Here is a 22,624-nt window from a genome sequence, read left to right on the forward strand (position 1 = left end):
CTCCCGGAACTTCGGCTCCCGGGACGTCGGCTCCCGGGACGTCGACTCCCGGAACAGGAACGCCCGCTCCCGGAACGCCTGCGCCCGGAACGCCCGGCCTGCTGCGCGCCATGAACGACCGCGCCGCCCTCGACCTGCTGCTGGCCCACGGCCCCCTGTCCCGCACCCGGATCGGCGACCTCACCGGCCTCTCCAAGCCCACCGCCTCGCAGCTGCTGGCCCGGCTGGAGGCCGCCGGGCTCGTCGTGGCCACCGGTACCACCACCGGCCGCCCCGGGCCCGGCGCCCGGCTGTACGGGGTCAACCCGCGCGCCGCCCGCGTCGCCGGGGTGGACGTCACCCCGGGCCGGATCACCGCCGCCGTCGCCGACCTGACCGGCGCGGTGATCGGCAGCCACGAGCTCCCGTACGCCGAGGGCGCGGGGGCCGCCGGGGCCGCGAGCGCCGCCGGCCGGGTCGCCCGGGCCCTGGACGGGGCCCTCAAGGCCGCCGGACTGCACCGCTCCGACCTCCACCGCGCCGTCATCGCCACCCCTGGCTCCTTCGACCCGCGCTCCGGAGTCCTGCGCTACGCCGGCCACCTCCCGCCCGGCTGGCACTCCCCCGCCCTCCTCCAGGAGCTGGCGGCGGCGCTGCCGATGCCGGTCGCGTACGAGAACGACGTCAACCTCGTCGCGATCGCCGAGCAGCGGCTCGGTGCGGCCCGCGGGCACCGGGACTTCGTCCTGCTGTGGAACGAGGAGGGCCTCGGCGCCGCCCTGGTGCTCGGCGGCCGGCTGCACCGCGGGTTCACCGGCGGCGCGGGCGAGGTCGGGTTCCTGCCCGTGCCCGGGCACCCGCTGGTCCGGCAGGTCGCCCGGGTCAACTCCGGCGGCTACCAGGCGCTGGCCGGGGCGCAGGCGGTGCCCGGGCTGGCGGCCGAGCTGGGCATGGCCCTGCCGTCCGCCGCCCCGGGGCGCGCAGCCGGGTCCGCGGCGGCGGTCGGGCCGGCCGTGGCCCTGCTCCGGCGGGCCGCCGCGCACCCCGAGGGTGCGCGGCTGCGGCTGCTGCGGCGGTACGCGACCGCGCTGGCGACCGGTCTCGCGTCGCTGGTGGCCGTACTGGACCCGGAGATCGTGGTCCTCTCCGGCGCGGTGAACGACGCCGGCGGGGACGTCCTGCGCAGACTGGTCGCCGCCGAGCTCGCCGACCTCTCCCCCTCCCTGCCCCGCCTCATACCCGGGGCGGTACGCGAACGGCCGGTGCTGCGCGGTGCGCTGGAGAGCGCCCTCGCCGCCACCCGCGACGAGGTCTTCGACACCTCCCGCCGCTGACCCCGTCCCCTCCGCCCCCCGGGGCATCCGACGAAGCGTCACCCGGACCCGTCTCGAACCGACTGAAAGGCCGGCGCACGTGACCATGAAACTCGCAGTGGTGGGCGGCGGTTCCACCTACACCCCCGAACTGATCGACGGCTTCGCCCGGCTGCGCGACACCCTGCCGCTCGGCGAGCTGGTGCTGATCGACCCCGCCGCCGAGCGCCTCGGCCTCGTCGGCGCGCTGGCCCGGCGGATCCTCGCCCGGCAGGGCCACCCGGCCACCGTCACCACCACCGCCGACCTCGACGCGGGCGTCGAGGGCGCCGACGCGGTCCTGCTCCAGCTGCGCGTCGGCGGACAGGCGGCGCGGCTGCGCGACGAGACCTGGCCGCTGGAGTGCGGCTGCATCGGGCAGGAGACCACAGGCGCCGGCGGGCTCGCCAAGGCGCTGCGCACGGTCCCGGTGGTGCTGGACATCGCCGAGCGGGTGCGGCGGACCAACCCCGACGCATGGATCATCGACTTCACCAACCCCGTCGGGATCGTCACCCGGGCGCTGCTGCGGGCCGGGCACAAGGCGGTCGGGCTGTGCAACGTGGCCATCGGGCTGCAGCGGAAGTTCGCGGCGCTGCTGGGCCTGGCGCCGGCCGACCTCCACCTGGACCACGTCGGCCTCAACCACCTCACGTGGGAGCTGGGGGTGCGCCGGGGCGGCCCGGCCGGGAAGGACCTGCTGCCGGGACTGCTCGCCGCCCACGGGGAGGCCGTCGCCGCCGAGCTGCGGCTGCCGCACGCGGTGCTGGACCGGCTCGGCGCGGTGCCCTCGTACTACCTGCGGTACTTCTACGCGCACGACGAGGTGGTCCGGGAGCTCGGCGAGAAGCCGTCACGGGCCGCCGAGGTGGCCGCCATGGAGCGGGAGCTGCTCGCCCTGTACGCCGATCCGGCACTGGACGAGAAGCCGGCCCTGCTGGCCCGGCGGGGCGGGGCCTTCTACTCGGAGGCGGCCGTGGACCTGGCGGCGGCGCTGCTCGGCAACGGCGCCGCCGGGAGCGGCGGCGGTGCGGCGGCGGGCTCCGTGCAGGTGGTCAACACGCTCAACAACGGGACGCTGCCGTTCCTGCCGGACGACGCGGTCGTCGAGGTGCAGGCCCGTGTCGACCGGTCCGGGCCGGTGCCGCTGGGCGTGCCTCGGCTGGACCCGCTGTACGCCGGGCTGATCGGGCACGTGACGGCGTACGAGGACCTGGCGCTGGACGCGGCCCTACGCGGGGGCCGGGAGCGGGTGTTCCGGGCGCTGCTCGCGCACCCGCTGGTCGGCCAGTTCGACCGGGCCGAGGGGCTGACGGACCGGCTCCTCGCGCACAACAAGGAGTACCTGGCGTGGGCGTGAGGCGGCCGTCCGCCGGGGTGCGGGCCGCGGTCCTCGCCCTCGACGCGGGCAACAGCAAGACGGACGCGGCCCTGGTCGGGGCGGACGGCAGGGTGCTGGGCACCGGGCGGGCCGGCGGCTTCCAGCCTCAGCTGACCGGGACCGGCGCGGCCGTGGACGTACTGGAGCAGGCCGTCACGCAGGCTGCACGGGCGGCCGGTCTGCCCGGGCCCGCCGCGGCAGCCGGGGCATCCGGTGCAGCCGGGGCGGCCGGGGCGGCTCCGGCCGGCCTCCCGTACGCCGACACGGTCTCGGCCTGCCTGGCCGGAGCCGACTTCCCGGTGGAGGAGCAGCAGCTCGCCGACGCGATCGCGGCCCGCGGCTGGGGCGCGGCCACGCAGGTCCGCAACGACACCTTCGCGATCCTGCGGGCCGGGCTCCCGGCGGGCCGGCCGCCCCGCGGGGTGGCGGTGGTGTGCGGGGCCGGCATCAACTGCGCGGGCATGCTGCCCGACGGGCGCACCGCCCGGTTCCCGTCCGTCGGCCGGATCTCCGGCGACTGGGGCGGCGGGGGCGGACTGGCCCGGGAGGCCCTGTGGTCGGCGGCGCGCGCCGAGGACGGCCGGGGCGGGCCCACCGGGCTGGCGGCGGCGCTGCCGGGCCACTTCGGGCTGGGCTCCATGGCCGCCCTGATCGAGGCGCTGCACCTGGGGCACCTGGCGTGGCGGCGGGTCCACGAGCTGGTGCCGGTGCTGTTCGAGGTGGCCGCGGCCGGCGACCGGGTGGCCGCCGCGCTCGTGGAGCGGCAGGCGAAGGAGGTGGTGGCCATGGCGTCGGTGGCGCTGGCCCGGCTGGACCTGCTCGCGCAGGAGGCTCCGGTGCTGCTGGGCGGGGGTGTCCTCACCGCCGGGCATCCGCAGCTCGACGGGCCGATCAGGGCGGGGCTGGCCGAACGGGCGCCGCTGGCCCGGGTGTCGGTGGTGGCGGCCCCGCCGGTGCTGGGGGCCGCGCTGCTGGGGCTGGACGCGGTGGGGGCGCCGCCCGCCGCCCACGCGGAACTGCGTGCCCATTTCGGGTGAACCTGCTTGGGGCGGCCCCGCGTCTGGAACCGTGGCGGGCGGGCGGACGTATGGACGGTGAAGGGGTGGTGGAGAGGGGCGGGGGGCGCGCCGGGGGGCGCGCGCACGGGGCGGTTCACGCAGGATCCGGCACCGGGTGCTGTGATCGACCGCCCTTCCGGCCATACTTCAGCGAAGCATTTCAGGCGAGGGCAGCACCGAGGGGGAGGTCAGGGTGGCCATCACATCACGCGCGCACGCGCCCGGCGGCGCCGCCGGGCCGGTCGCGGGTCCGCCCGCGGCACCCCCGGACGGGCGGGCCCGGCCCGGTACGGCCTGGGCCGAGGGCGTGGAGCGGCTGCGCGCCGCCGCCACGACCGAGCCCGGCCGGCTGCGCATCATCGGTGCCGTACTGGCCGCGCTGGTGCTCCTGTTCGGCGTGGTGACCGTGTGGGAGGTGTCCGACCGGGTCGCCGCCGCGGACGACGTGGTGGGCCGCAGCCAGCCGCTGAGCGCGGACGCGGCGAGCATCTACCGTTCCCTCGCGGACGCCGACACGGCCTCCTCCAGCGGCTTCCTGGCCGGGGCGGACGAGCCGCGCGAGGTCCGCAAGCGGTACGAGGAGGACATCGCGGGCGCCTCCCGGCTGCTGGTGAGCGCGGCCGCCAACACCGCGGCGGACGAGGACTCCCGCAAGCAGATCGCCCTGCTGGGCGAGCAGCTGCCCCGCTACACCGGGCTCATAGAACAGGCGCGGGCCGCCAACAAGCAGGGGCTGCCGCTCGGCGGCGCCTACCTGCGCCACGCCAACGAGCAGATGAGCACCCAGCTCCTGCCGGCCGCGCAGCGGCTGTACGAGGCGGAGACGGGCCGGCTCCACCGGGACCACGACAGCGCCCGCGCGCTGCCGCTGGCCTCGCTGGGCACCGGGCTGCTCGCGCTGGCCGCGCTGGTGTGGGCGCAGCGCCGCAACTACCGGCACACGAACCGGGTCTTCAACCACGGCCTCGTCGCGGCGACCGCCGCCTCGCTGGTGGTGCTGCTGTGGCTGGCGGTGGGGCACGGGCTGGCGCGGTCGGCGCTGGCCGAGGCGCGCACGGACGGCCAGGAGTCCCTGAAGGTCCTCAACGACGCGCGGATCGCCGCGCTCCAGGCCCGCGCGAACGAGAACCTGACGCTGATCGCGCGGGGCGCCGTCCTGGCCGAGGACAAGAAGTCCGACAAGTACGACGTGGACTTCGCGGCCGACATGAAGGACCTGGACGCGGGCCTGGCGAAGGCCGGGCGCCTCGCCGACGACGCCCTCGGCAGGGATCCGGTCGCCCGCGCGGCGGACGCCGTCCGGCAGTGGAAGCAGCGGCACGCGGCGGCCCGGGAGACGGACCTGCGGGGCGACTACGAGGACGCGCTGCCCCAGGTCATCGGGGACAAGGACCACAAGGACAGCAGCGGGGCCTCGTTCGACCGGGTGGACGCCTCCCTGGAGCAGGCCCTCGCCCACGAACAGCAGGAGTTCACCCTGGCCGCCCGGGACGGGCTCGGCGCGCTGGGCGGTCTGATGACGGGTTCGGCGGCCCTGGCCGTCGTCGGCGCCGGCGCGGCCCTGCTCGGCATAGGGCGCCGGCTTTCGGAGTACAGGTGACAGCGATGCGGATACGCGTGGGCGAGGACGGCAGCGGGGACGGGCGGGGCGCCGGAGCCGGCGGCGGTCCGGCCGCCGGGCGTGCCCGCCCGTCCGGGGTGCGCCGTCTGGCGCGCCGGCTGCGCGGCTGGGGCGGGGTCAGCGCGATGGCCGCCGCCTGCGCGGTGACGGCGGCGACGGTGCTGCTGCCGCTGGCCCAGGCGTCCCCGGACGGCGGCCGCCCGGCCGTGGTCGGCGCGCCGGACGCGGTGCCGGCCGCCCCGCAGACGCCCTGGACGCTCACCGACACCTGCCCGGACCCGGAGGCCAGCCTGCGCCCGTCCGGCGTGGACGGGCCCACGATCGAGCGGATCCGCAAGGCGGGCAAGCTCGTCGCGGGCGTCGACCAGAACAGCTTCAAGTGGGGGTACCGCAACCCGGTCGACGGCCGCCTCGACGGCTTCGACATTGCCCTGGTCAAGGCCATCGCCAAGGACATCCTGGGCGACGAGAACGCCGTCATCTACCGGGCCATCCCCACCAGCCAGCGCGTCCCCGCGCTGCAGGACGGCCGCGTCGACGTCGTGGTCCGCACCATGACGATCAACTGCAAGCGGCTGGAGGACGTCGCCTTCTCGACCGCCTACTTCGAGGCCGGGCAGCAAGTGCTGGCCCCCAAGGGCTCGCCGATCACCGGCTACAACACCTCGCTGAAGGGCCGCAGGATCTGCACGGCCGCCGGCTCCACCGCCGAGGCGGCCCTGAAGGGCCAGTCGTACGGTGCGGTGCCGGTCCTCGTGCCCAACCAGCTGGACTGCCTGGTCCGGCTGCAGCTGGGCGAGGTGGACGGCATCATCACGGACAACGCGCTGGCGGCCGGCCAGGCCGCGCAGGACCCGTCGGTGCGGCTCGTCGGCTCCCCGTTCACCAAGGAGTTCTACGGGGTGGCCATGAACAAGGAGGCCACCGACCTGGTGCGGCGGGTCAACAAGGTGCTGGAGGGCTACCGCGCCGGCGGTGACGGCAGCCCCTGGATGCAGGCCTACACCGCGCACCTCAAGCCGGTGCTGCCCGGTGTGGCCGGGCCGCCCGCGCCCAAGTACCGGGACTGAGACCGGTGGCGCAAGGGAATCCCGACGGCAGGAAGGCGGGGGCAGGTCAGGTGGAGGCTGGTTCGGCCGTGATGAGCCGGGACGACGTCGACCGTGCCCTGGCCCGGCTCGGCGCGGAGCACGAGGCCGTGGAGACCTCGCTGCTCGCCCTCCAGGACCACGCCGGACGCCGGCTCCTGGAGGGCGCCGGCCTGGCGGGGGTCACCCGGGAGCGGTGGGCGGCGGCCGACGCCGCGATCACCCGGCTGTGGACGTACTTCGACGCCTACAGCGGCGCGCTGAACGCCGCCCGGGAGATACGGGAGCGGCGCCGCTGGCCCGCCCGCGAGGAGCTGGTCGAGCTGACCGAGCGGCTGCGCGGGCCCGGCGTGCTGATCGCCGGGGCCGGGGCGGAGGGCGCGGCCATGGCGGAGCGGCTCTCGCTCGCCGAGCTGGTGGCCCGGATGAACGAGCTGTACGCGAGCTCGCTGGACGTGGTGGTGGCCGCCGACGCGGTGTGGTCGGCGCTGCCCGCCCGGATCGACCTGCTCTCCGCGGAGCTGCGCCGCACCCGCTCACTCGCCCACTCGGTGGGGGTCCGCCCGGGCGAACACCCCTCGGGCGACGACCTGGAGGCCATCACCGCCGAGCTGACCGGGCTCCGCGCCCGGGTCATCGCCGACCCCCTGGCGTTCTGGCAGCCCGCTGCGGGCAGCTCGGCGCCCGGGGGCGGCCGCCCGGACACCGCCCGCTACGACCGGGCCGCGCTCGCGCTGGAGGACGTACGCCGGGAGATCGAGGCGGTGCTGGCGGTCCGGCAGGACGCCGAGCAGCGGCTGATCAGCCTGCGGGACGTGCTCTCGCGGGCCGACCGCACCCTCGCGGAGGCGCGCACCGCCCGGACGGAGGTGCTCGCGAAGATCGCGGCATCGGAGGTTCCGGTGGTGAGCGGGCCGCCGACCGCGCTGCAGGAGCAGCTGGCGCTCGCGTCCGACCACCGGCGCCACTCCCGCTGGCACCGGCTCTCGCCGCTGCTGGAGGCGCTGGAGGAGCGGGCCGAGGAGGAACTGCGCCGGGCCCGCGACTCGTTGACCGCAGTGACGGCACCGCTCGCGGTACGGGCCGAGCTGCGCGGGCGGCTGGACGCGTACCGGGCGAAGGTGGCGCGGCACGGTCTGGCGGAGGACCCGCTGCTGGCGGAGCGGTACGACACGGCCCGGCGGATGCTGTGGAGCGCCCCGTGCGACCTGCGGGCCGCCGAACAGGCCGTGCTGCGCTACCAGCAGGCGGCCGCCGAGTCACTGGCACCGCAGCAGGACCGGCCCGCGGGGCCGGGGAAGGAGGACGGCGCATGAGCCTGGCCGGAACCGCGTGCGGGCGCCCCGGCTGCCCGGGGGCGTACGAGGACATGGGCGGCGGGGTGCTGTACTGCGACACGTGCGGGCTGGCGCCCGTCGGCTCCGTCGCGGCGGGCGCGGAGGAGCTGGTGTCGCCGCCGACCGGGATGACGAGTCCGGCGCGCCATGCCGATCCGCGGGGTTCGCAGGGCTCGGGCCGGCCGGGGTCCTCGTCGAACTCGTCCTCGGCGCGCTCCTCCCGCTCCTCCGGCTCCTCGCGTTCCTCGCGGTCGTCGCGGTCGTCGCGGTCCTCGTCCTCGCGGCGCTCGGTGTCGGGCCGGCTGCCGGGGGTCGTGTCCACCCGCTCGGTGTCGGTGCGCAGTTCGGGTTCGTCGTCCGGCTCCTCGGGCCGCAGCAGGCTCGGGGCCGGGCTGGTCAACGTGCCGGAGGTGCCGCGTCCGGACCCGTCGACGGCGGTGCTGCGGAACCCGGAGGTGCCGGAGCGCAAGCGGTTCTGCTCGCGGTCGGACTGCGGGGCCCCCGTGGGCCGGGCCCGCGGGGACCGGCCCGGCCGGACCGAGGGGTTCTGCACCAAGTGCGGGCACCCGTACTCCTTCGTTCCCAAGCTGCGGCCGGGGGACGTCGTGCACGGCCAGTACGAGGTGGCGGGCTGCCTCGCGCACGGCGGCCTCGGCTGGGTGTACCTGGCGGTGGACCGGGCGGTCGCCGACCGGTGGGTGGTGCTCAAGGGCCTGCTGGACACCGGGGACCAGGACGCGATGGCCGCCGCCATATCGGAGCGGCGCTTCCTCGCCGAGATCGAGCACTCGAACATCGTGCGGATCTACAACTTCGTGGAGCACCTGGACCAGCGGACCGGCTCGCTGGACGGGTACATCGTCATGGAGTACGTCGGCGGCAAGTCGCTGAAGGAGATCGCGAACGACCGGCGCCGGCCCGACGGCCGCCGCGACCCGCTGCCCGTCGAGCAGGCCTGCGCGTACGGGATCGAGGCGCTGGAGGCCCTCGGGCACCTGCACAGCCGCAACCTGCTGTACTGCGACTTCAAGGTCGACAACGCGATCCAGCAGCAGGACCAGCTGAAGCTGATCGACATGGGCGCGGTGCGCCGGATGGACGACGACCAGTCGGCCATCTACGGCACGGTCGGCTACCAGGCGCCGGAGGTGGCCGAGCTCGGCCCGTCCGTCGCCTCCGACCTGTACACGGTGGCGCGCACCCTGGCCGTCCTCACCTTCGACTTCCAGGGGTACACGAACGTCTTCGCGGACTCCCTGCCGGATCCCGAGCACATCGAGGTGTTCCAGCGGTACGAGTCCTTCTACCGGCTGCTGGTACGGGCCACCGACCCGGATCCGGACCGGCGGTTTTCGTCCGCGCAGGAGATGGCGGACCAGCTGACGGGCGTGCTGCGCGAGGTCGTCGCCCTCCAGACGGGCACACCGCGGCCGCAGCTGTCCACGCTGTTCGGGCCGGAGACCCGGGTCCCGGACACACGGCTGTTCGCGGACCTGGCCGGCGCGGAGGTGTCCCGGCTGGGCGTCCGCGAGGTGACGGGGCGCGGGGCCGGCGGAGGCGGCTGGTCCGCCCGGCTCGGCAGCGTGGGCCGGGGCGGCCGGCGGGGGCGGGCCCGCGGGTCCGGCGCCGCTCCGGCGGTGACGGCGGCGGCCGCCGCGGCGGTGCCCGCGGGGACTCCCGCGCCGGGATCCGGCGGCGCGGCGGCACCGCTGGGATCCGAGGCGACCCGCCGGAGCGGCGGCCCCGCCGCGTTCGTGTCCCTGCCGGCGCCGAGGCCGGCTCCGACCCCTGCCGCCGCCCCGGCCCCGGCTCCTGCGCTGCCTGCGCTCACCCGGCCGGCCCCGCTCGACGCCCGGGACGTGGCCCTGGCGCTGCCCGTGCCGCTGGTCGACGCGGGTGACCCCAATGCCGGGTTCCTGGCCGGGCTGCTCGCGTCCGCGCCGGCCGACCTGCGGGCCGCCCTGGGCGCGGCGCCCGCCGACTCGGCCGAACTGCGGCTGCGGGAGCTCCGGGCGCACCTGGAGCTGGGTGAACCGGACGCCGCAGGGGCCGTCCTGGCGGGCCTGGAGGCCCGCCACCCGGACGACTGGCGGGTCGTCTGGGCGCGCGGCATCGCCTCGCTGGCCTCCGGCGACGACGCCACAGCGGCCCTGTCCTTCGACGCGATCTACGACGCCTTCCCCGGCGAGCCCGCGCCGAAGCTGGCGCTCGGCCTGTGCGCCGAGGTCCTGGGACAGCTGGACAACGCCGCCGAGTACTACCGGCTCGTCTGGATCACCGACCCGGGGTTCGTGAGCGCGGCCTTCGGGCTGGCCCGGGTCCAACTGGCCGCCGGCGACCGGGAGGCGGCGGTGCGCACGCTGGAGTCCGTGCCGGAGTCGTCCATCCACTACACGGCCGCACGGGTGGCAGCGGTACGGGCACGTCTGCGCGACCGGTCTCCCGAACAGGCCCTGCTGCCTGACCTGACGGCAGCTGCCGTGCAGGTGGGGGCACTTGAGCGGCTCGGTCTCGACGCGGTGCGCCACGAAAGGCTGTCGACCGAGGTTCTGGGCTTGGCCCTGGACTGGGTACTGTCGGGTAGCCGGGGCAGTGACCCCGGTCGCACCACGCTGCTCGGCAGTCAACTGGACGAGCAGGGCCTGCGCTTCGGTCTGGAGCGCTCGTACCGCGTTCTCGCGCGGCTGGCGCAGCGGGGCGAGGACAGGATCGAACTGGTGGAGCGGGCCAACCGTTTCCGCCCCCGGACGTGGGTGTGATTGATGTCGATGCATCGGCTGTCTGGCTGCCCCAGCTGCGCGGAGCCCCTTGAGGAAGGGGACCGTTTCTGCGGTGTCTGCGGCTCCCCCGTCAGCGCGTTCCCTCCCCCCCTCCCCCCTGACCAGCCCACCCTCACCCTCCCGGCCCCGGCGCCGGCCCCGCCCGGGGCCTCCGGGGGCCGGTGGCACCCGGCCCCGCCGCCCGCGGGCGGGCCTGCCGCGGCGCCCGCGGCGATGCCGGTTCAGGCCGCCACCCGGGAGCCGTCGGCCGCACCGGCGGCACCGGCCGCGGACGGGTATCCCCTCGCGGGCCCCGAGCCCGGGTGGGGCGCGGCCGCAGCCGCGGCCCCCCGGTCCGCTCCTGCGGGACCGGCGCCGCAGGGCGCGGTGTTCGCCGGCGGCGAGACCCGCCACGACCGCCCGGGCGGCGGCACGCACTGGGGCGCGGACGAAGCCCCGTACGGCAGCGCGGCCGCCGGCCGGGAGGACCCGTACGGCACCCCGGGCGCGGCCGGACACGAACCCCGGCACACCGGCGCCCCCGCAGGGCACGAGGACCCGTACGCGGCTGCCCCGCCCGCGCCGGAGTCCGCGTACGCCGGCACCCCGCAGGGCCAGGAGAGCCCGTACGGTGCCCCCGCAGCGGGCGGCGAGCCCCCGCAGGGCAGCGCCCCCGTCGTGTACGACGCCCCGTACGGCGGAGCACCCGCCGACCGGGAGAACCCGTACGGCACGAGCGCCCCGCAGGGGGCCGGCGGGAAGACGTGCGTCGCCTGCCGGGCCGGACGGGTGGACACCGACGGGTACTGCGAGCACTGCGGGCACGCCCAGCCCCGGGAGCGGGACCACGTCGAGGAGGCGCTCGGCAGTGTGGCCGCCGTCAGCGACCGCGGGCTGCGCCACCACCGCAACGAGGACTCGTTCGCGGTGGCGGCCACCGCACTGCCGGACGGCTCCACCGCCACCGTGGCCATCGTCTGCGACGGCGTGTCCTCCGCCAGCCGCCCCGACGACGCGTCGGCCGCCGCGGCCGCCGCGGCCAACGAGGCCCTGCTGGACGCCCTCCCCCGCGGCACCCACCTCCAGGAGGCCATGCACGGGGCCATCCTCGCCGCGGCGGCCGCGGTGACCGCCCTGGCCCCGGAGGTCCCGGGCGCCCAGAACGCCCCGGCCTGCACGCTGGTCGGCGCGGTCGTCTGCGGCGGCCTGCTGACCATCGGCTGGGTCGGCGACAGCCGCGCCTACTGGGTGCCGGACGACCGCGGTGCGCTCCCCCGCCGGCTGACCGAGGACGACTCCTGGGCCGCCCAGATGGTCGCGGCGGGCCTGATGGGCGAGGCCGAGGCGTACGCCGACGTCCGCGCGCACGCCATCACCGGCTGGCTGGGGGCCGACGCGTACGACCTGGAGCCGCACACGGCCACCTTCAAGCCGGACCACGGGGGCGTCGTGGTTGTCTGCACGGACGGCCTGTGGAACTACGCCGAGTCCGCGCCGGAGATGGCCCGGGTCCTGCCCGCGGACGCCGCGTTCCGGCCGCTGCACAGTGCGCAGGTCCTGGTGGGGCACGCCCTCGACGGGGGCGGCCACGACAACATCACCGTGGCCGTGCTGCCGTTCGCGGCGCCGCCCGGCGGGGAGCCGGAGGCAGGCCCGGCGGACACCGCACGCACGGACTCGGACACGACCACGGGCACGACCACGGACGCACGTACCGACGCGGAACCCGAAGCGGAAGCGGAAGCGGCACGCCCCCAGGCCTGACAGGACCCGACCGACCTGCCGGACCCGCCGGACCCGACGGGCCGGATCCGAACGGTCCGGAGCCGATCGGGCCGGTTCCGACCGAGTCGGTTCCGACCGGGCCGGAGCCGGCCAGCTCCCCCCGACCCCCTGCTCTAGGAGTGCCCCCGATGGCGAACTTCGCCAAGCCGAGCGCCCCGCGCTTCAGCGTGGAGGTGTACCAGAACGAGTTCCTTCCCGAGGGCGGGAGCGAGGTCCACGCCATCGTCACGGTGACCTCCACGGGCGGAGCCACCGCCACCCGCGCGGCGGTCGGCCGCGGCCCGGCAGCCGTCGTGATCATGGTCGACTGCTCGGGGTCCATGGAGTACCCGCCGGAGAAGATGCGCGGTGCCCGCGAGGCCACCGCCGCCGCCATCGACACCCTGCGCGACGGCACCTCGTTCGCCGTCGTCGCCGGGAACCACGCGGCCAAGGAGGTCTACCCCGGCCGGGGCCGCCTCGCCGTCGCCGGCCCGGCCACCCGCGCGGAGGCCAAGGAGGCCCTGCGCGGCCTCGAAGCGGGCGGCGGCACCGCCATCGGCACCTGGCTCCGCCTCACCGACGGCCTGCTGCGCGGGGCCACGGCCCCCATCCGGCACGGCATCCTGCTGACCGACGGCCGCAACGAGCACGAGGACCCCGCCGTGCTGCGGGCCACCCTGGACGCCTGCGCGGGCCGCTTCACCTGCGATGCCCGCGGGGTGGGCACCGACTGGGAGGTGCAGGAGGTCAGGGGCATCGCGAGTGCGCTGCTCGGGTCCGCCGACATCGTGGCCGATCCGGCGCACCTCACCGAGGACTTCACGCGCATGATGGAGAAGGTCATGGGCAAGGAGGTCGCGGACGTCGCGCTGCGGCTGTGGACGCCGGTCGGCGCGGAGATCCAGTACGTCAAGCAGGTGGCCCCCGCCGTCCAGGACCTGACCGGCCGCCGCACCGGGGCCGGCCCGCGCGCCGGGGACTACCCGACGGGCTCCTGGGGCGACGAGTGCCGCGAGTACCACGTGTGCGTGCGCGTGCCTCCCGCGGCGGTGGGGCAGGAGATGCTGGCGGCCCGGGCCTCGATGGTCCTGCCGGGCCCGCCGGGCGGGCAGCCGACCGTGCTCGGCCAGGGGCTGGTCCGGGCGGTATGGACCACCGATGCGGCCGCCTCCACCGCCATCCACCCGCAGGTCGCCCACTACACGGGACAGGCGGAGCTCGCGCAGGCTATCCAACAGGGCCTCCAGGCACGCAAACTGGGCGATGTCGGCGGTGCCACGGCCAAGCTGGGGCGAGCGGTGCAGCTGGCGAGCGTTTCCGGGAACGCGGACACGGCCAGACTGCTGGCAAAGGTGGTGGATGTGGTCGACGCCGCGGCGGGTACTGTGCGGCTGAAGGCGAAGGTCGCGGATGCCGATGAGATGACCCTTGAAACACGTTCGATCCGGACCGTCCGAGTGAAGAAAATCTGAGAAGACCTGAGCAGGCCTGACGCGACGACGCAGGCTGAAGGGGGAAGAGCCGCCATGCCGACCTGCCCGAACGGGCACCAGTCCGCCTCCGACGACTGGTGCGAGGTCTGCGGCCACCGCATGGCTGCCGCCCAGGGCGCGTCCGCCGCGTCCGCCGCGCCCTCCTATGGCTACGGCTACCCTCCCACCACGGGCGAGCCGACCGCCCAGGCCGAGCTCTGCCCGCAGTGCCGGACCCCGCGCGAGGCCATGGCGCCCTTCTGCGAGGAGTGCCGATACAACTTCCTGACGCGGTCGGCGACCTCGTACTCCCCGCTCGGGCAGGAGGCGGGGGCCGCCGTGCCGCCGCCCCCGCCGCCGGCTCCCGCGCCGTCGCCGTTCCCGCAGGACCCCTTCGACTACCAGGGCTCGCGGCCGTCCCGGGTGAACCGGCCGGCCGAGCCGCTGCAGCGGGAGGACGACTGGATGCTGCCGCCGCCGTCGCACGAGCCGCAGCAGGCTCCGCAGCAGCAGTACCGGCAGCCGGAGTACCAGCAGCACCACGGGTACCAGCAGCCCCACCAGCCGCAGCAGCACACGCCGCCCCAGCAGCACCAGGCACAGCACCAGCACCAGTCCCAGCCGCAGCCGCACCCGTCGCAGCCCTTCCCCTCGCAGGGCGGCAGCTCCTGGACCGCGACGATCGGCCCCGACCGCTCGTACTTCCTCGCGATGATGCAGCGCAGCGGCCCCGAGGCGGCCGCCCTCAGCCTGCCCGCCTACTCCCCGGAGCAGCACCTTCCGCTCACCGGCGGCACGATCACCATCGGCCGCCGCCGCGCCTCCACGGGCGAGTCCCCCGACATCGACCTGTCCGTGCCGCCGGAGGATCCGGGCGTCTCCCACCAGCACGCGGTGCTCGTCCAGCAGCCCGACCTGAGCTGGGCGTTGGTGGACCAGAACTCCACCAACGGCACCACCATCAACGGCGGCGAGGACCCGATCCAGCCGTACGTGCCGATCCCGCTCTCCGACGGCGACCGCGTCCACGTCGGCGCCTGGACCACGATCACCATCCGCCGGGGCTGACCCCGGCCGCATCGGTTCCGTCCGTCTCCCCCAGCGGCCACACGTAGGGGCCCTGGGGGTCGTCGAGCCAGGACCACTGCCCCTCGGCGCTGACCGTCACCCCGAACCGCTCCCGGGCCGGCCGGCCCTCGCCGCGCCACAGGTCCAGGGCCTCCCGGGGGTGCAGGGCGCCCGCGGTCAGCATCAGCATGAACTGGAATCGCTCGTTCTGCACCAGTTCGTACGGGAGCCCGTGCGCGGTCCACGCCCCCGCTCCGGCTGCGGCTCCGGATCCGGGCCCGGCTCCCGGGGCGGGTGCCGCCGCGGCGGCCGTGGCCCCGCGCAGCGGGACGAAGTACGCCGCGGTGTGCAGGAAGCGGCCCTCCGCGAAGTCGGCGTCCCGTACGCGCAGCGCGATCAGGCCGGTCGACAGCGGGGCCAGGATCCGCGCCCCCTGACGGCACTGGCCCAGCCAGGCGAGCGGGATCGTCGGCAGCGTGCAGGTCACCAGGATCCGGTCGAACGGCGCCCGGGCGGGGCAGCCGCGCGCCCCGTCCCCGGTGACCGCCGTCGGCCGGTAGCCGAGCCGGGCCAGGTGGGACCGGGCGGACTCGGTGATCTCCTCGTCCAGGTCGACGGTGGTGACGTGGTCGTCGCCGAGGCGGTGGCAGAGCAGGGCCGCGTTGTAGCCGGTGCCCGTGCCGATCTCCAGCACGTTGTCCCCGTCGCGCACGTCCAGCGCGTCGAGCATCTTCGCCATCAGGGACGGCTGGCTGCTGGAGGACACCAGCTCGCCGTCGCGCACCCGGGTCGCGAGCGGCGCGTCCGTGTAGACCCCGCGCAGCCAGCGGGCCCGGTGGGCCGGGTCCGGGTCCTCGCCCCACAGACGCTCGTGCCCGGCCCCCCGGCCGGTGAAGAACCAGGGGACGAAGACGTGCCGGGGCACCGCCGCGAACGCCGCCCGCCAAGCGGGGTCCTCCAGCACCCCGGCCGCGGTCAGCTCGCGCACCTGGGCGGCGTGCGCGGTGGCCGACAGGTCCCGCGCCCCGGTGTGCGCGGCCTGCGCGGACCGCGCGGACCTCGGGGAATGTGCGCCCATGGCTCCACTGTCCTGCGGCGGCCCCCGGGAAGCGAACCGTGGTCCGCCGTCGGTCCGCCGGGGGGTCCTAAGACCTCCGTCCTCCGTCCGGGCGTCTGAGACGATGGTCGGGTGAATGAGATTCCGCGGGACACGCTGCAGGAGCAGACCTTCTACGAGCAGGTGGGCGGCGAGGAGACGTTCCGCCGTCTGGTCCGGCGCTTCTACGAAGGGGTGGCGCAGGACCCGCTGCTGCGCCCGATGTACCCGGAAGAGGACCTCGGGCCCGCCGAGGAGCGGTTCGCACTGTTCCTGATGCAGTACTGGGGCGGCCCGAACACGTACAGCGAGAACCGGGGCCATCCGCGCCTGCGGATGCGGCACTCCCCCTTCCGCGTGGACGCGGCCGCGCACGACGCCTGGCTCTCGCACATGCGGGTCGCGGTGGACGAGCTGGGCCTGGCGCCGGAGCACGAGGCGCAGCTGTGGCGTTACCTGACGTACGCGGCCGCCTCCATGGTCAACGCCGCGGACTGACGGACCGGACCGGCACCGCCGCGCGCCCGCGCCCGTACCAGGCCCGCGCCCGTACCAGGTCTGCCCCTGCGATGTGCACCGGCCCGTGCAAGCGGCCGTACAAGAGCCCCCGTACGAGCGCCCGCGCCGGGCCCGTACGGGGCACGGGCCCACGGGCCCCGGTACGCCGCGCCTCCTCCAGGGAACCTCTCCGCCGGACCAGACCGACGGAGATTGGAGGTCCCATGTCCGAGGAGACGACCGAAACGGTGGCTCCCACGACCGATGCGGACGAGGCGGCGTTCGAGCGCGCCCTGGCAGCCGGCCAGTCCGGCGCGCCCCCCGGCCGCGTGGACAACTCGAGCCCGAAAGACGCTCTGACCCGGTCCGACGGAAGCCCCGCTGCCCGCCGGCAGCCGGGCGGAGAGTAGGAGCACGCCATGCCGCTGAGGTTCAAGAACCACCACGACCGCGAAATCTGGGCGATGTTCGAGCGCTACCAGCCCAACTGCTCCTCCAGCAGCAACTGGTTCAAGGCGGGCTGGTGGAAGATCGCCCCCCAGGAGAGCATCGTCGTCTACGGCGGTAACCCGCAGGCCGTGAATCCCATCTGGTACTGCTACGCGTTCGACAACGACGGTACCGAATGGCGGGACAAGTTCCAGGAGTCGGTCCCGCACAAGGCCTTCCAGTGGTGTTCGAACGTCTCGGACCCGTCCTGCCGGACGATCCTCATGACCGAGTTCACCGTGACCGCCCCGGACTACACGATGAACTTCCGGTAGTCCGCGGCCCCGGACCGACGCCGACGCGATCCGCCCGCTCCCGCACCCTGCGGGGCGGGCGGACCGTCGTACCACAGCGGACGGTCGTACTAGACGGGACGGACCTGGAAGGCGCCCAGCCCGGCCGCGCCGCCCGGGCGGCGCACGGCGATCGAGCCGTACGGGGTGCGCAGGCGCAGCCAGCCGCCGGCCGCGAGCAATGCCACCGGGTCGGGGGCAGCCGCGGGCGCCGGCCCGGCGGGCCCGGCCGCGACTGCGGAGCGGACGGGGCGCAGGAAGCCCAGGGACTGCGCGGCGTGCACGGCACGCAGCGGGAGCTCGGTGTCGCCGAGCGTCCTGGACCAGATGTCGCGGCCGATCCGGTCCCGCTCGGACCGGGTGCGGTGCTGCGGGGGCAGGGCCTCGTCGCGGGCCCGGAACTCGGCGACGGCGCCGGCCACGGCGGCCCGCATCGCCTCCGGGCCGGGCAGCCCGGGCACCTGCCGCCAGCCGCCGCGGGGCGGGAGCACCCCGGCCCAGGGCGGGCCGGTCACGGCTGCTGGAACGACCGCGGCCGCGGCACCCTCGTCCACGGATTCCAGCAGCTCACCGGCGGACACGGTGACGTCCAGCGGTGTCCCGACGGGCGCGGCGAGCCGCACCGTGCGGATGGCCAGGACGTCGAACGACGGCGGCCGTCCGAAGACGGCCAGTGCGCCGCCGCCCGCCTGGAGGCGGACCGCGGCGGCACGGTCGTAGTGCACCAGCCGGCCCAGGAAGGCGGCCAGGTCGGCCGCCTCCCCGGAATCGGCGAAGCGCAGCTGCCCGGTCATGCCGCCAGGCGCCCTTCGGACCGCTTCGCGGACGACCCCTTGGGCGCGGGCTCGTCGAGGTACTCCTCCAGGAAGCGGCGCTCCTCGTCGGTGATGCGGCGGGGCCGCCCCTCGGCGAGGTTGTAGGGCACGACGACGGTCTCGGCGCGCACGTACACCGTCTCGGGCCGGTCCTCGGTCGCCTCGTCCTTGACCTCGTAGCGGATGGTCAGGGACGCGGCGCCGATCCGGGTCACCCAGGACTCGATGAGCACCGGCTCGTGGCGGTGGACGAGGGGCAGCTTGTAGTCGATCTCGTGGCGGGCGACGACGGAGCCGCCCGTGAACGAGTCGCTGCCCTCACCCGGCGCCAGGCGGAACATGAAGTCGATCCGCGCCTCCTCCAGGTAGCGGAGGAAGACGACGTTGTTGACGTGCCCGAAGGCATCCATGTCCGCCCAGCGCAGGGGGCACCGGTAGTGGTGTCTGGCCATTGCCGAATCAGCCTCGGGTGAGCTTCTTGTAGGTCGCGCGGTGCGGACGGGTCGCGTCCGGGCCGAGCCGCTCGATCTTGTTCTTCTCGTAGGACTCGAAGTTGCCCTCGAACCAGAACCACTTCGAGTCGCCCTCGTACGCCAGGATGTGCGTGGCGACCCGGTCCAGGAACCAGCGGTCGTGGGAGACGACCACGGCGCAGCCCGGGAAGTCGAGCAGCGCGTTCTCCAGGGAGGACAGGGTCTCGACGTCGAGGTCGTTCGTCGGCTCGTCGAGGAGCAGCAGGTTGCCGCCCTGCTTGAGGGTGAGCGCCAGGTTCAGGCGGTTGCGCTCACCGCCGGAGAGCACGCCGGCCGGCTTCTGCTGGTCCGGGCCCTTGAAGCCGAACGCGGAGACGTAGGCGCGGGACGGCATCTCGACCTGGCCGACGTTGATGTAGTCCAGCTCGTCCGAGACGACCGCCCACAGGGTCTTCTTCGGGTCGATGTTGGCACGGCCCTGGTCGACGTAGGAGATCTTGACGGTCTCGCCGACCTTGATGTCGCCGGCGTCCGGCGTCTCCAGGCCCTGGATCATCTTGAACAGCGTCGTCTTGCCGGCGCCGTTCGGGCCGATGATGCCGACGATGCCGTTGCGCGGCAGGGTGAAGGACAGGTCGTCGATGAGGACCTTCTCACCGAACGCCTTGGAGAGGTTGTTGACCTCGACCACGATGGAGCCCAGGCGGGGGCCCGGCGGGATCTGGATCTCCTCGAAGTCCAGCTTCCGCATCTTCTCGGCCTCGGCGGCCATCTCCTCGTAGCGGGCCAGACGCGCCTTGGACTTGGCCTGGCGGCCCTTGGCGTTGGAGCGGACCCACTCCAGCTCTTCCTTGAGGCGCTTCTGGCGCTTCTCGTCCTTCTTGCCCTCGACCTTGAGGCGCTCGGCCTTCTTCTCCAGGTACGTGGAGTAGTTGCCCTCGTACGGGTGGGCGCGGCCGCGGTCGAGCTCCAGGATCCACTCGGCGACGTTGTCGAGGAAGTAGCGGTCGTGGGTGACGGCCACGACACAGCCCTTGTACTGGGCCAGGTGCTGCTCCAGCCAGTTCACGGACTCGGCGTCGAGGTGGTTGGTGGGCTCGTCGAGGAGCAGCAGGTCGGGGGCCTCCAGCAGCAGCTTGCAGAGGGCCACGCGGCGCTTCTCACCACCGGAGAGGGTGGTCACCTGCCAGTCGCCGGGCGGGCAGCCCAGCGCGTCCATGGCCTGCTCCAGCTGGGCGTCCAGGTCCCACGCGTTGGCGTGGTCCAGGTCGTCCTGGAGCTTGCCCATCTCCTCCATCAGCTCGTCGGTGTAGTTGGTCGCCATTTCCTCGGCGATCGCGTTGAACCGGTTGAGCTTGCCCTTGATCTCCGCGACGCCGTCCTCGACGTTCTCCAGGACCGTCTTGGACTCGTCGAGCTTGGGCTCCTGCATGAGGATGCCGACGGAGTAGCCGGGCGACAGGAAGGCGTCACCGTTGGACGGCTGCTCGACGCCCGCCATGATCTTCAGGACGGTGGACTTGCCGGCGCCGTTCGGGCCGACCACGCCGATCTTCGCCCCCGGCAGGAAGTTCAGGAAGACATCGTCGAGGATCACCTTGTCACCGTGCGCCTTGCGCGCCTTGCGCATGGTGTAGATGTACTCAGCCAAGAGAAACCGTCCGGCAGATCGATGGATGGGCAGATACACCCCATAGTGCCAGCCGTCCACCCCGGGGCGGAAACCCGTATGGTCAGCGCCCCTGATCAGCGGGGCAGCTGCCGTCGGCGCCCCGGGCGGGGAGGAGCCGGCCGCCGGTCGCGGTAGACGGTCAGCGCGCCCGGGAGGTTGTCGAGGCGGAGCGAGCCGGGGGCCGGGGCGTACTCGCCGTCGTACGCGAGCGGGGTGCCGGGCGGGATCGCGCCGATGCGCAGGCTGCGCAGGCGGGTGGCGGTGTGCACGGGGGAACGCGAGAGCGGTCCCGCGAGGGCCGCGGCCAGGAGGCGGGGGCCGGGGCGGCCGCCGCCGTGGACGACGCGGACGTCGAGCAGGGCCTCGCCGAGGCCGTCCCGGCGGCGCGGGGCCGCGCCGGTGCCGTGGTAGGTGCCGTTGCCGGCGAAGAGCAGCCAGACGCTCTGGGGCCGCCCGCCCAGCCGGAGCCGCACGGGGCGCTGGGTGCGCAGCACGCGCCACGCGGCCAGCAATGCGGCGGGCAGGTACCCCAGCCGCGGCTCCCAGCGCAGCCGGTACCGCAGCAGCTCGGGATAGGCCCCGATGCTGAAGGTGTTCAGGAAATACCCGGCCCCGTCGCTCCCGTCGGTCCCGCTCCCGTCGGTCCCGGCCCCGCCCCCGCCGGTCCCGGCCCCGCCGGTCCCGGCGCCGCCGCTCCCGGCCCCGTCGTTTCCGGCCCCCTCGGTACCGCCCCGGTCGCTCCCGCGCTCTCCGGAGCCCTCGGCGGGGAAGCCCCCGTCCTCCGCGCCGCCCCGCCACTCCCCGGCCGCGGACCCGCCGCCCCCGACCGGGGCCACCCCGCCGAGCGGGACCCCCGCCCCGGGCAGAGACCCTGCCCCGAGCGGCAGCCCCGGCCCCGTCGGCGAGACCGGGCCCAGCGGAGGCACCGGTCCCAGCGGGGTCAGCGGACCCGGCAACGGCCCCGCCCCCGGCAGGGGCGTCGGACCCAGCGGCGGCACCGGCCCGGGCAGCGGCCCCGAACCGAACGGCGGGACGGGACCCGGCGGGGGCATCGGCCCCAGCGGGGACCCTGGATCGGGCAGGGGACCCGGACCGAGCGGTGACGCCGGCCCCGGCGAGGGCACCGAGCCGGGCAGGGGCCCCGGACCCACCGGGGGCGGCGTCGGACCGGATGGCGAGGCGCCACCGGGCGGCGGAGGTGCCGGCGGTTCGGGAGCGGCGGGGGGAGAATCCGGCGGTTCGAGAGCGGCGGGCGGGGAATCCGGCGGTTCGGGAGCGGCGGGGGGAGAGGGCTCGGGGTGGGGCGGGGTGGGGGCGAAGCGGCCGACGGCGACGCGGACCGCCCGGCCGGCGGCGACGGCGCGGCAGGTCTCCTCGGCTCCGGTCAGGCCGAGGTCCTGCGCGAAGTGGTTGAGCGTGCCTCCGGGAAGCACCGCGAGCGGCACCCCGGCCCGCAGTGCGGCGGTGGCGGCCGCGTTGACCGTGCCGTCGCCCCCGCACACCCCCAGCACGGCGGCCCGGGAGGCGGCCTCCGCCAGCACCTCGGCCAGCTGCCCGCCCTCGCACTCGACCAGCTCGGCCTCGGGCAGCCTGGCCCGCAGGACGTCGAGCCCCGCGGCCGCGGCGCTGCCCGCCCCGGCATTGACGACGACCACGAGCCCGGCCCCGTCCGGCAGCGCGGGCGCGTCGGCGTCCGCGGGCTCGTCACCGGGCCGGGCCCGGGCCGCCTCCACGCGGGCCGCGAGACGGCGTACGGCGAACCCTGCGGCAACGCCCAGCGCCGCCCCCGCGACCACGTCGGACGGGTAGTGCACGCCCGTGTACACGCGGGAGAAGGCCACGGACGCGGCCACCGGGGCCAGCACGGCGCCCCAGCCCGGCGAGTGGAGCGCCAGCCCCGTGGTGAAGGCGAACGCCGATGCCGAGTGCCCGGACGGGAACGAGGTGGTGACCGGCTGGGTGGCCAGCTGCCGCACCTCGGGCACGCCGTGCAGCACCGGCCGGGCCCGGCGCACGGACCACTTGCCGACGGTGTTGATGGTGGCGGAGGCCAGGGCCAGCGACCCGGCCGCGCGCACCGCCGCCTGGCGGGCCGTGGCCGAGCCGAACGTGGTGATCACCGCGGCGGCCCCGCCCCACAGCACCCCGTGGTTCGCGGCCCGCCCGAGCCGCGGCAGCACCCGTTCACCCCCCGGCCAGTGCCGCTGGGCCACCACGTCGAACAGGGCCCGGTCCCATCGCGCGGCGGCACCCCGCCAGGTCACTTTGTGCTCGCTCATACCCCGCGCCTGCCCCGGTCCCGGCCCGGGAACCAGCCCACCGCCCCGCACCGTGCCGACGGCTGTCCGGCAGCGCCGCGAAGGGGCGCGGGGAACTGCGCGATCGACCACAATCGGGCCGCAGACG

General features: G+C 75.5%; 16 protein-coding genes and 1 pseudogene. 12 read left to right on the plus strand and 5 right to left on the minus strand.

The window, feature by feature from the left end:
- The first annotated feature begins 110 nt into the window (after positions 1-110).
- The 10 genes from ACIQUT_RS07940 to ACIQUT_RS07985 all read left to right on the plus strand — a co-directional run bounded on the left by ACIQUT_RS07940 (position 111) and on the right by ACIQUT_RS07985 (position 14,882).
- Positions 111-1,313, plus strand: coding sequence for an ROK family protein (locus ACIQUT_RS07940; protein ID WP_403560540.1), 1,203 nt, complete (start codon positions 111-113; stop codon positions 1,311-1,313).
- 85 nt (positions 1,314-1,398) lie between these two features.
- Positions 1,399-2,691 (plus strand): 6-phospho-beta-glucosidase, encoded by a 1,293-nt coding sequence (locus ACIQUT_RS07945; protein WP_403560644.1) that lies wholly within the window; start codon positions 1,399-1,401, stop codon positions 2,689-2,691.
- Positions 2,682-3,749, plus strand: coding sequence for an N-acetylglucosamine kinase (locus tag ACIQUT_RS07950; RefSeq protein ID WP_403560542.1), 1,068 nt, complete (start codon positions 2,682-2,684; stop codon positions 3,747-3,749). The genes ACIQUT_RS07945 and ACIQUT_RS07950 overlap by 10 nt, the downstream gene beginning before the upstream one ends.
- 220 nt (positions 3,750-3,969) lie before the next feature.
- Positions 3,970-5,370, plus strand: a complete 1,401-nt coding sequence (locus tag ACIQUT_RS07955; protein WP_403560646.1) for a hypothetical protein — start codon at positions 3,970-3,972, stop codon at positions 5,368-5,370.
- A 146-nt stretch (positions 5,371-5,516) separates the two neighbouring features.
- Positions 5,517-6,461 (plus strand): glutamate ABC transporter substrate-binding protein, encoded by a 945-nt coding sequence (locus ACIQUT_RS07960; protein ID WP_403560648.1) that lies wholly within the window; start codon positions 5,517-5,519, stop codon positions 6,459-6,461.
- A gap of 71 nt (positions 6,462-6,532) precedes the next feature.
- The gene (locus ACIQUT_RS07965; protein ID WP_403560544.1) at positions 6,533-7,795 is read left to right on the plus strand and encodes a hypothetical protein; all 1,263 of its coding nucleotides are present in this window, start codon (positions 6,533-6,535) and stop codon (positions 7,793-7,795) included.
- Positions 7,792-10,575: a tetratricopeptide repeat protein gene (locus ACIQUT_RS07970; RefSeq protein ID WP_403560545.1), complete on the plus strand. Its 2,784-nt coding sequence runs from the start codon at positions 7,792-7,794 to the stop codon at positions 10,573-10,575. Before ACIQUT_RS07965 ends, ACIQUT_RS07970 begins: the two co-directional genes overlap by 4 nt.
- A 234-nt stretch (positions 10,576-10,809) precedes the next feature.
- Positions 10,810-12,339: a PP2C family protein-serine/threonine phosphatase gene (locus ACIQUT_RS07975; RefSeq protein WP_403560547.1), complete on the plus strand. Its 1,530-nt coding sequence runs from the start codon at positions 10,810-10,812 to the stop codon at positions 12,337-12,339.
- Between the two features lie 149 nt (positions 12,340-12,488).
- Complete coding sequence (locus tag ACIQUT_RS07980) at positions 12,489-13,814, plus strand: VWA domain-containing protein (protein WP_403560548.1); 1,326 nt, start codon at positions 12,489-12,491, stop codon at positions 13,812-13,814.
- A gap of 54 nt (positions 13,815-13,868) precedes the next feature.
- A complete protein-coding gene (locus tag ACIQUT_RS07985; protein ID WP_403560550.1) occupies positions 13,869-14,882 on the plus strand; it encodes an FHA domain-containing protein in 1,014 nt (337 codons plus the stop codon).
- Here ACIQUT_RS07985 and ACIQUT_RS07990 read toward each other — a convergent pair.
- Positions 14,863-15,960: a methyltransferase domain-containing protein gene (locus ACIQUT_RS07990; RefSeq protein WP_403560552.1), complete on the minus strand. Its 1,098-nt coding sequence runs from the start codon at positions 15,958-15,960 to the stop codon at positions 14,863-14,865. The two genes, ACIQUT_RS07985 and ACIQUT_RS07990, sit on opposite strands and share 20 nt — an antisense overlap.
- 111 nt (positions 15,961-16,071) lie before the next feature.
- On the opposite strand from ACIQUT_RS07990, the gene ACIQUT_RS07995 reads away from it, so the two are divergent.
- Together ACIQUT_RS07995 and ACIQUT_RS08000 are read left to right on the plus strand one after the other, a co-directional pair.
- Positions 16,072-16,476: a globin gene (locus tag ACIQUT_RS07995; protein WP_403560554.1), complete on the plus strand. Its 405-nt coding sequence runs from the start codon at positions 16,072-16,074 to the stop codon at positions 16,474-16,476.
- A gap of 419 nt (positions 16,477-16,895) precedes the next feature.
- The gene (locus ACIQUT_RS08000; RefSeq protein WP_403560556.1) at positions 16,896-17,240 is read left to right on the plus strand and encodes a hypothetical protein; all 345 of its coding nucleotides are present in this window, start codon (positions 16,896-16,898) and stop codon (positions 17,238-17,240) included.
- Positions 17,241-17,329: 89 nt separating this feature from the next.
- Here the strand turns inward: ACIQUT_RS08000 and ACIQUT_RS08005 are convergent, their stop codons facing one another.
- From ACIQUT_RS08005 to ACIQUT_RS08020, 4 genes and pseudogenes are all read right to left on the minus strand, one after another.
- Positions 17,330-18,052, minus strand: a complete 723-nt coding sequence (locus ACIQUT_RS08005) for a hypothetical protein (protein ID WP_403560558.1) — start codon at positions 18,050-18,052, stop codon at positions 17,330-17,332.
- Entirely contained in the window at positions 18,049-18,525 is a 477-nt protein-coding gene (locus tag ACIQUT_RS08010) for an acyl-CoA thioesterase (protein ID WP_403560560.1), read from the minus strand. Before ACIQUT_RS08010 ends, ACIQUT_RS08005 begins: the two co-directional genes overlap by 4 nt.
- 7 nt (positions 18,526-18,532) lie before the next feature.
- A complete protein-coding gene (gene ettA, locus ACIQUT_RS08015) occupies positions 18,533-20,197 on the minus strand; it encodes an energy-dependent translational throttle protein EttA (protein WP_403560561.1) in 1,665 nt (554 codons plus the stop codon).
- A gap of 1,331 nt (positions 20,198-21,528) precedes the next feature.
- Positions 21,529-22,497 (minus strand): annotated as a pseudogene (locus ACIQUT_RS08020) (bifunctional phosphatase PAP2/diacylglycerol kinase family protein); the annotation flags it as partial.
- Positions 22,498-22,624: the final 127 nt, after the last annotated feature.

The organism is Streptomyces sp. NPDC090445 (assembly GCF_044769385.1).
In the GTDB taxonomy this organism is placed as follows: domain Bacteria; phylum Actinomycetota; class Actinomycetes; order Streptomycetales; family Streptomycetaceae; genus Streptomyces.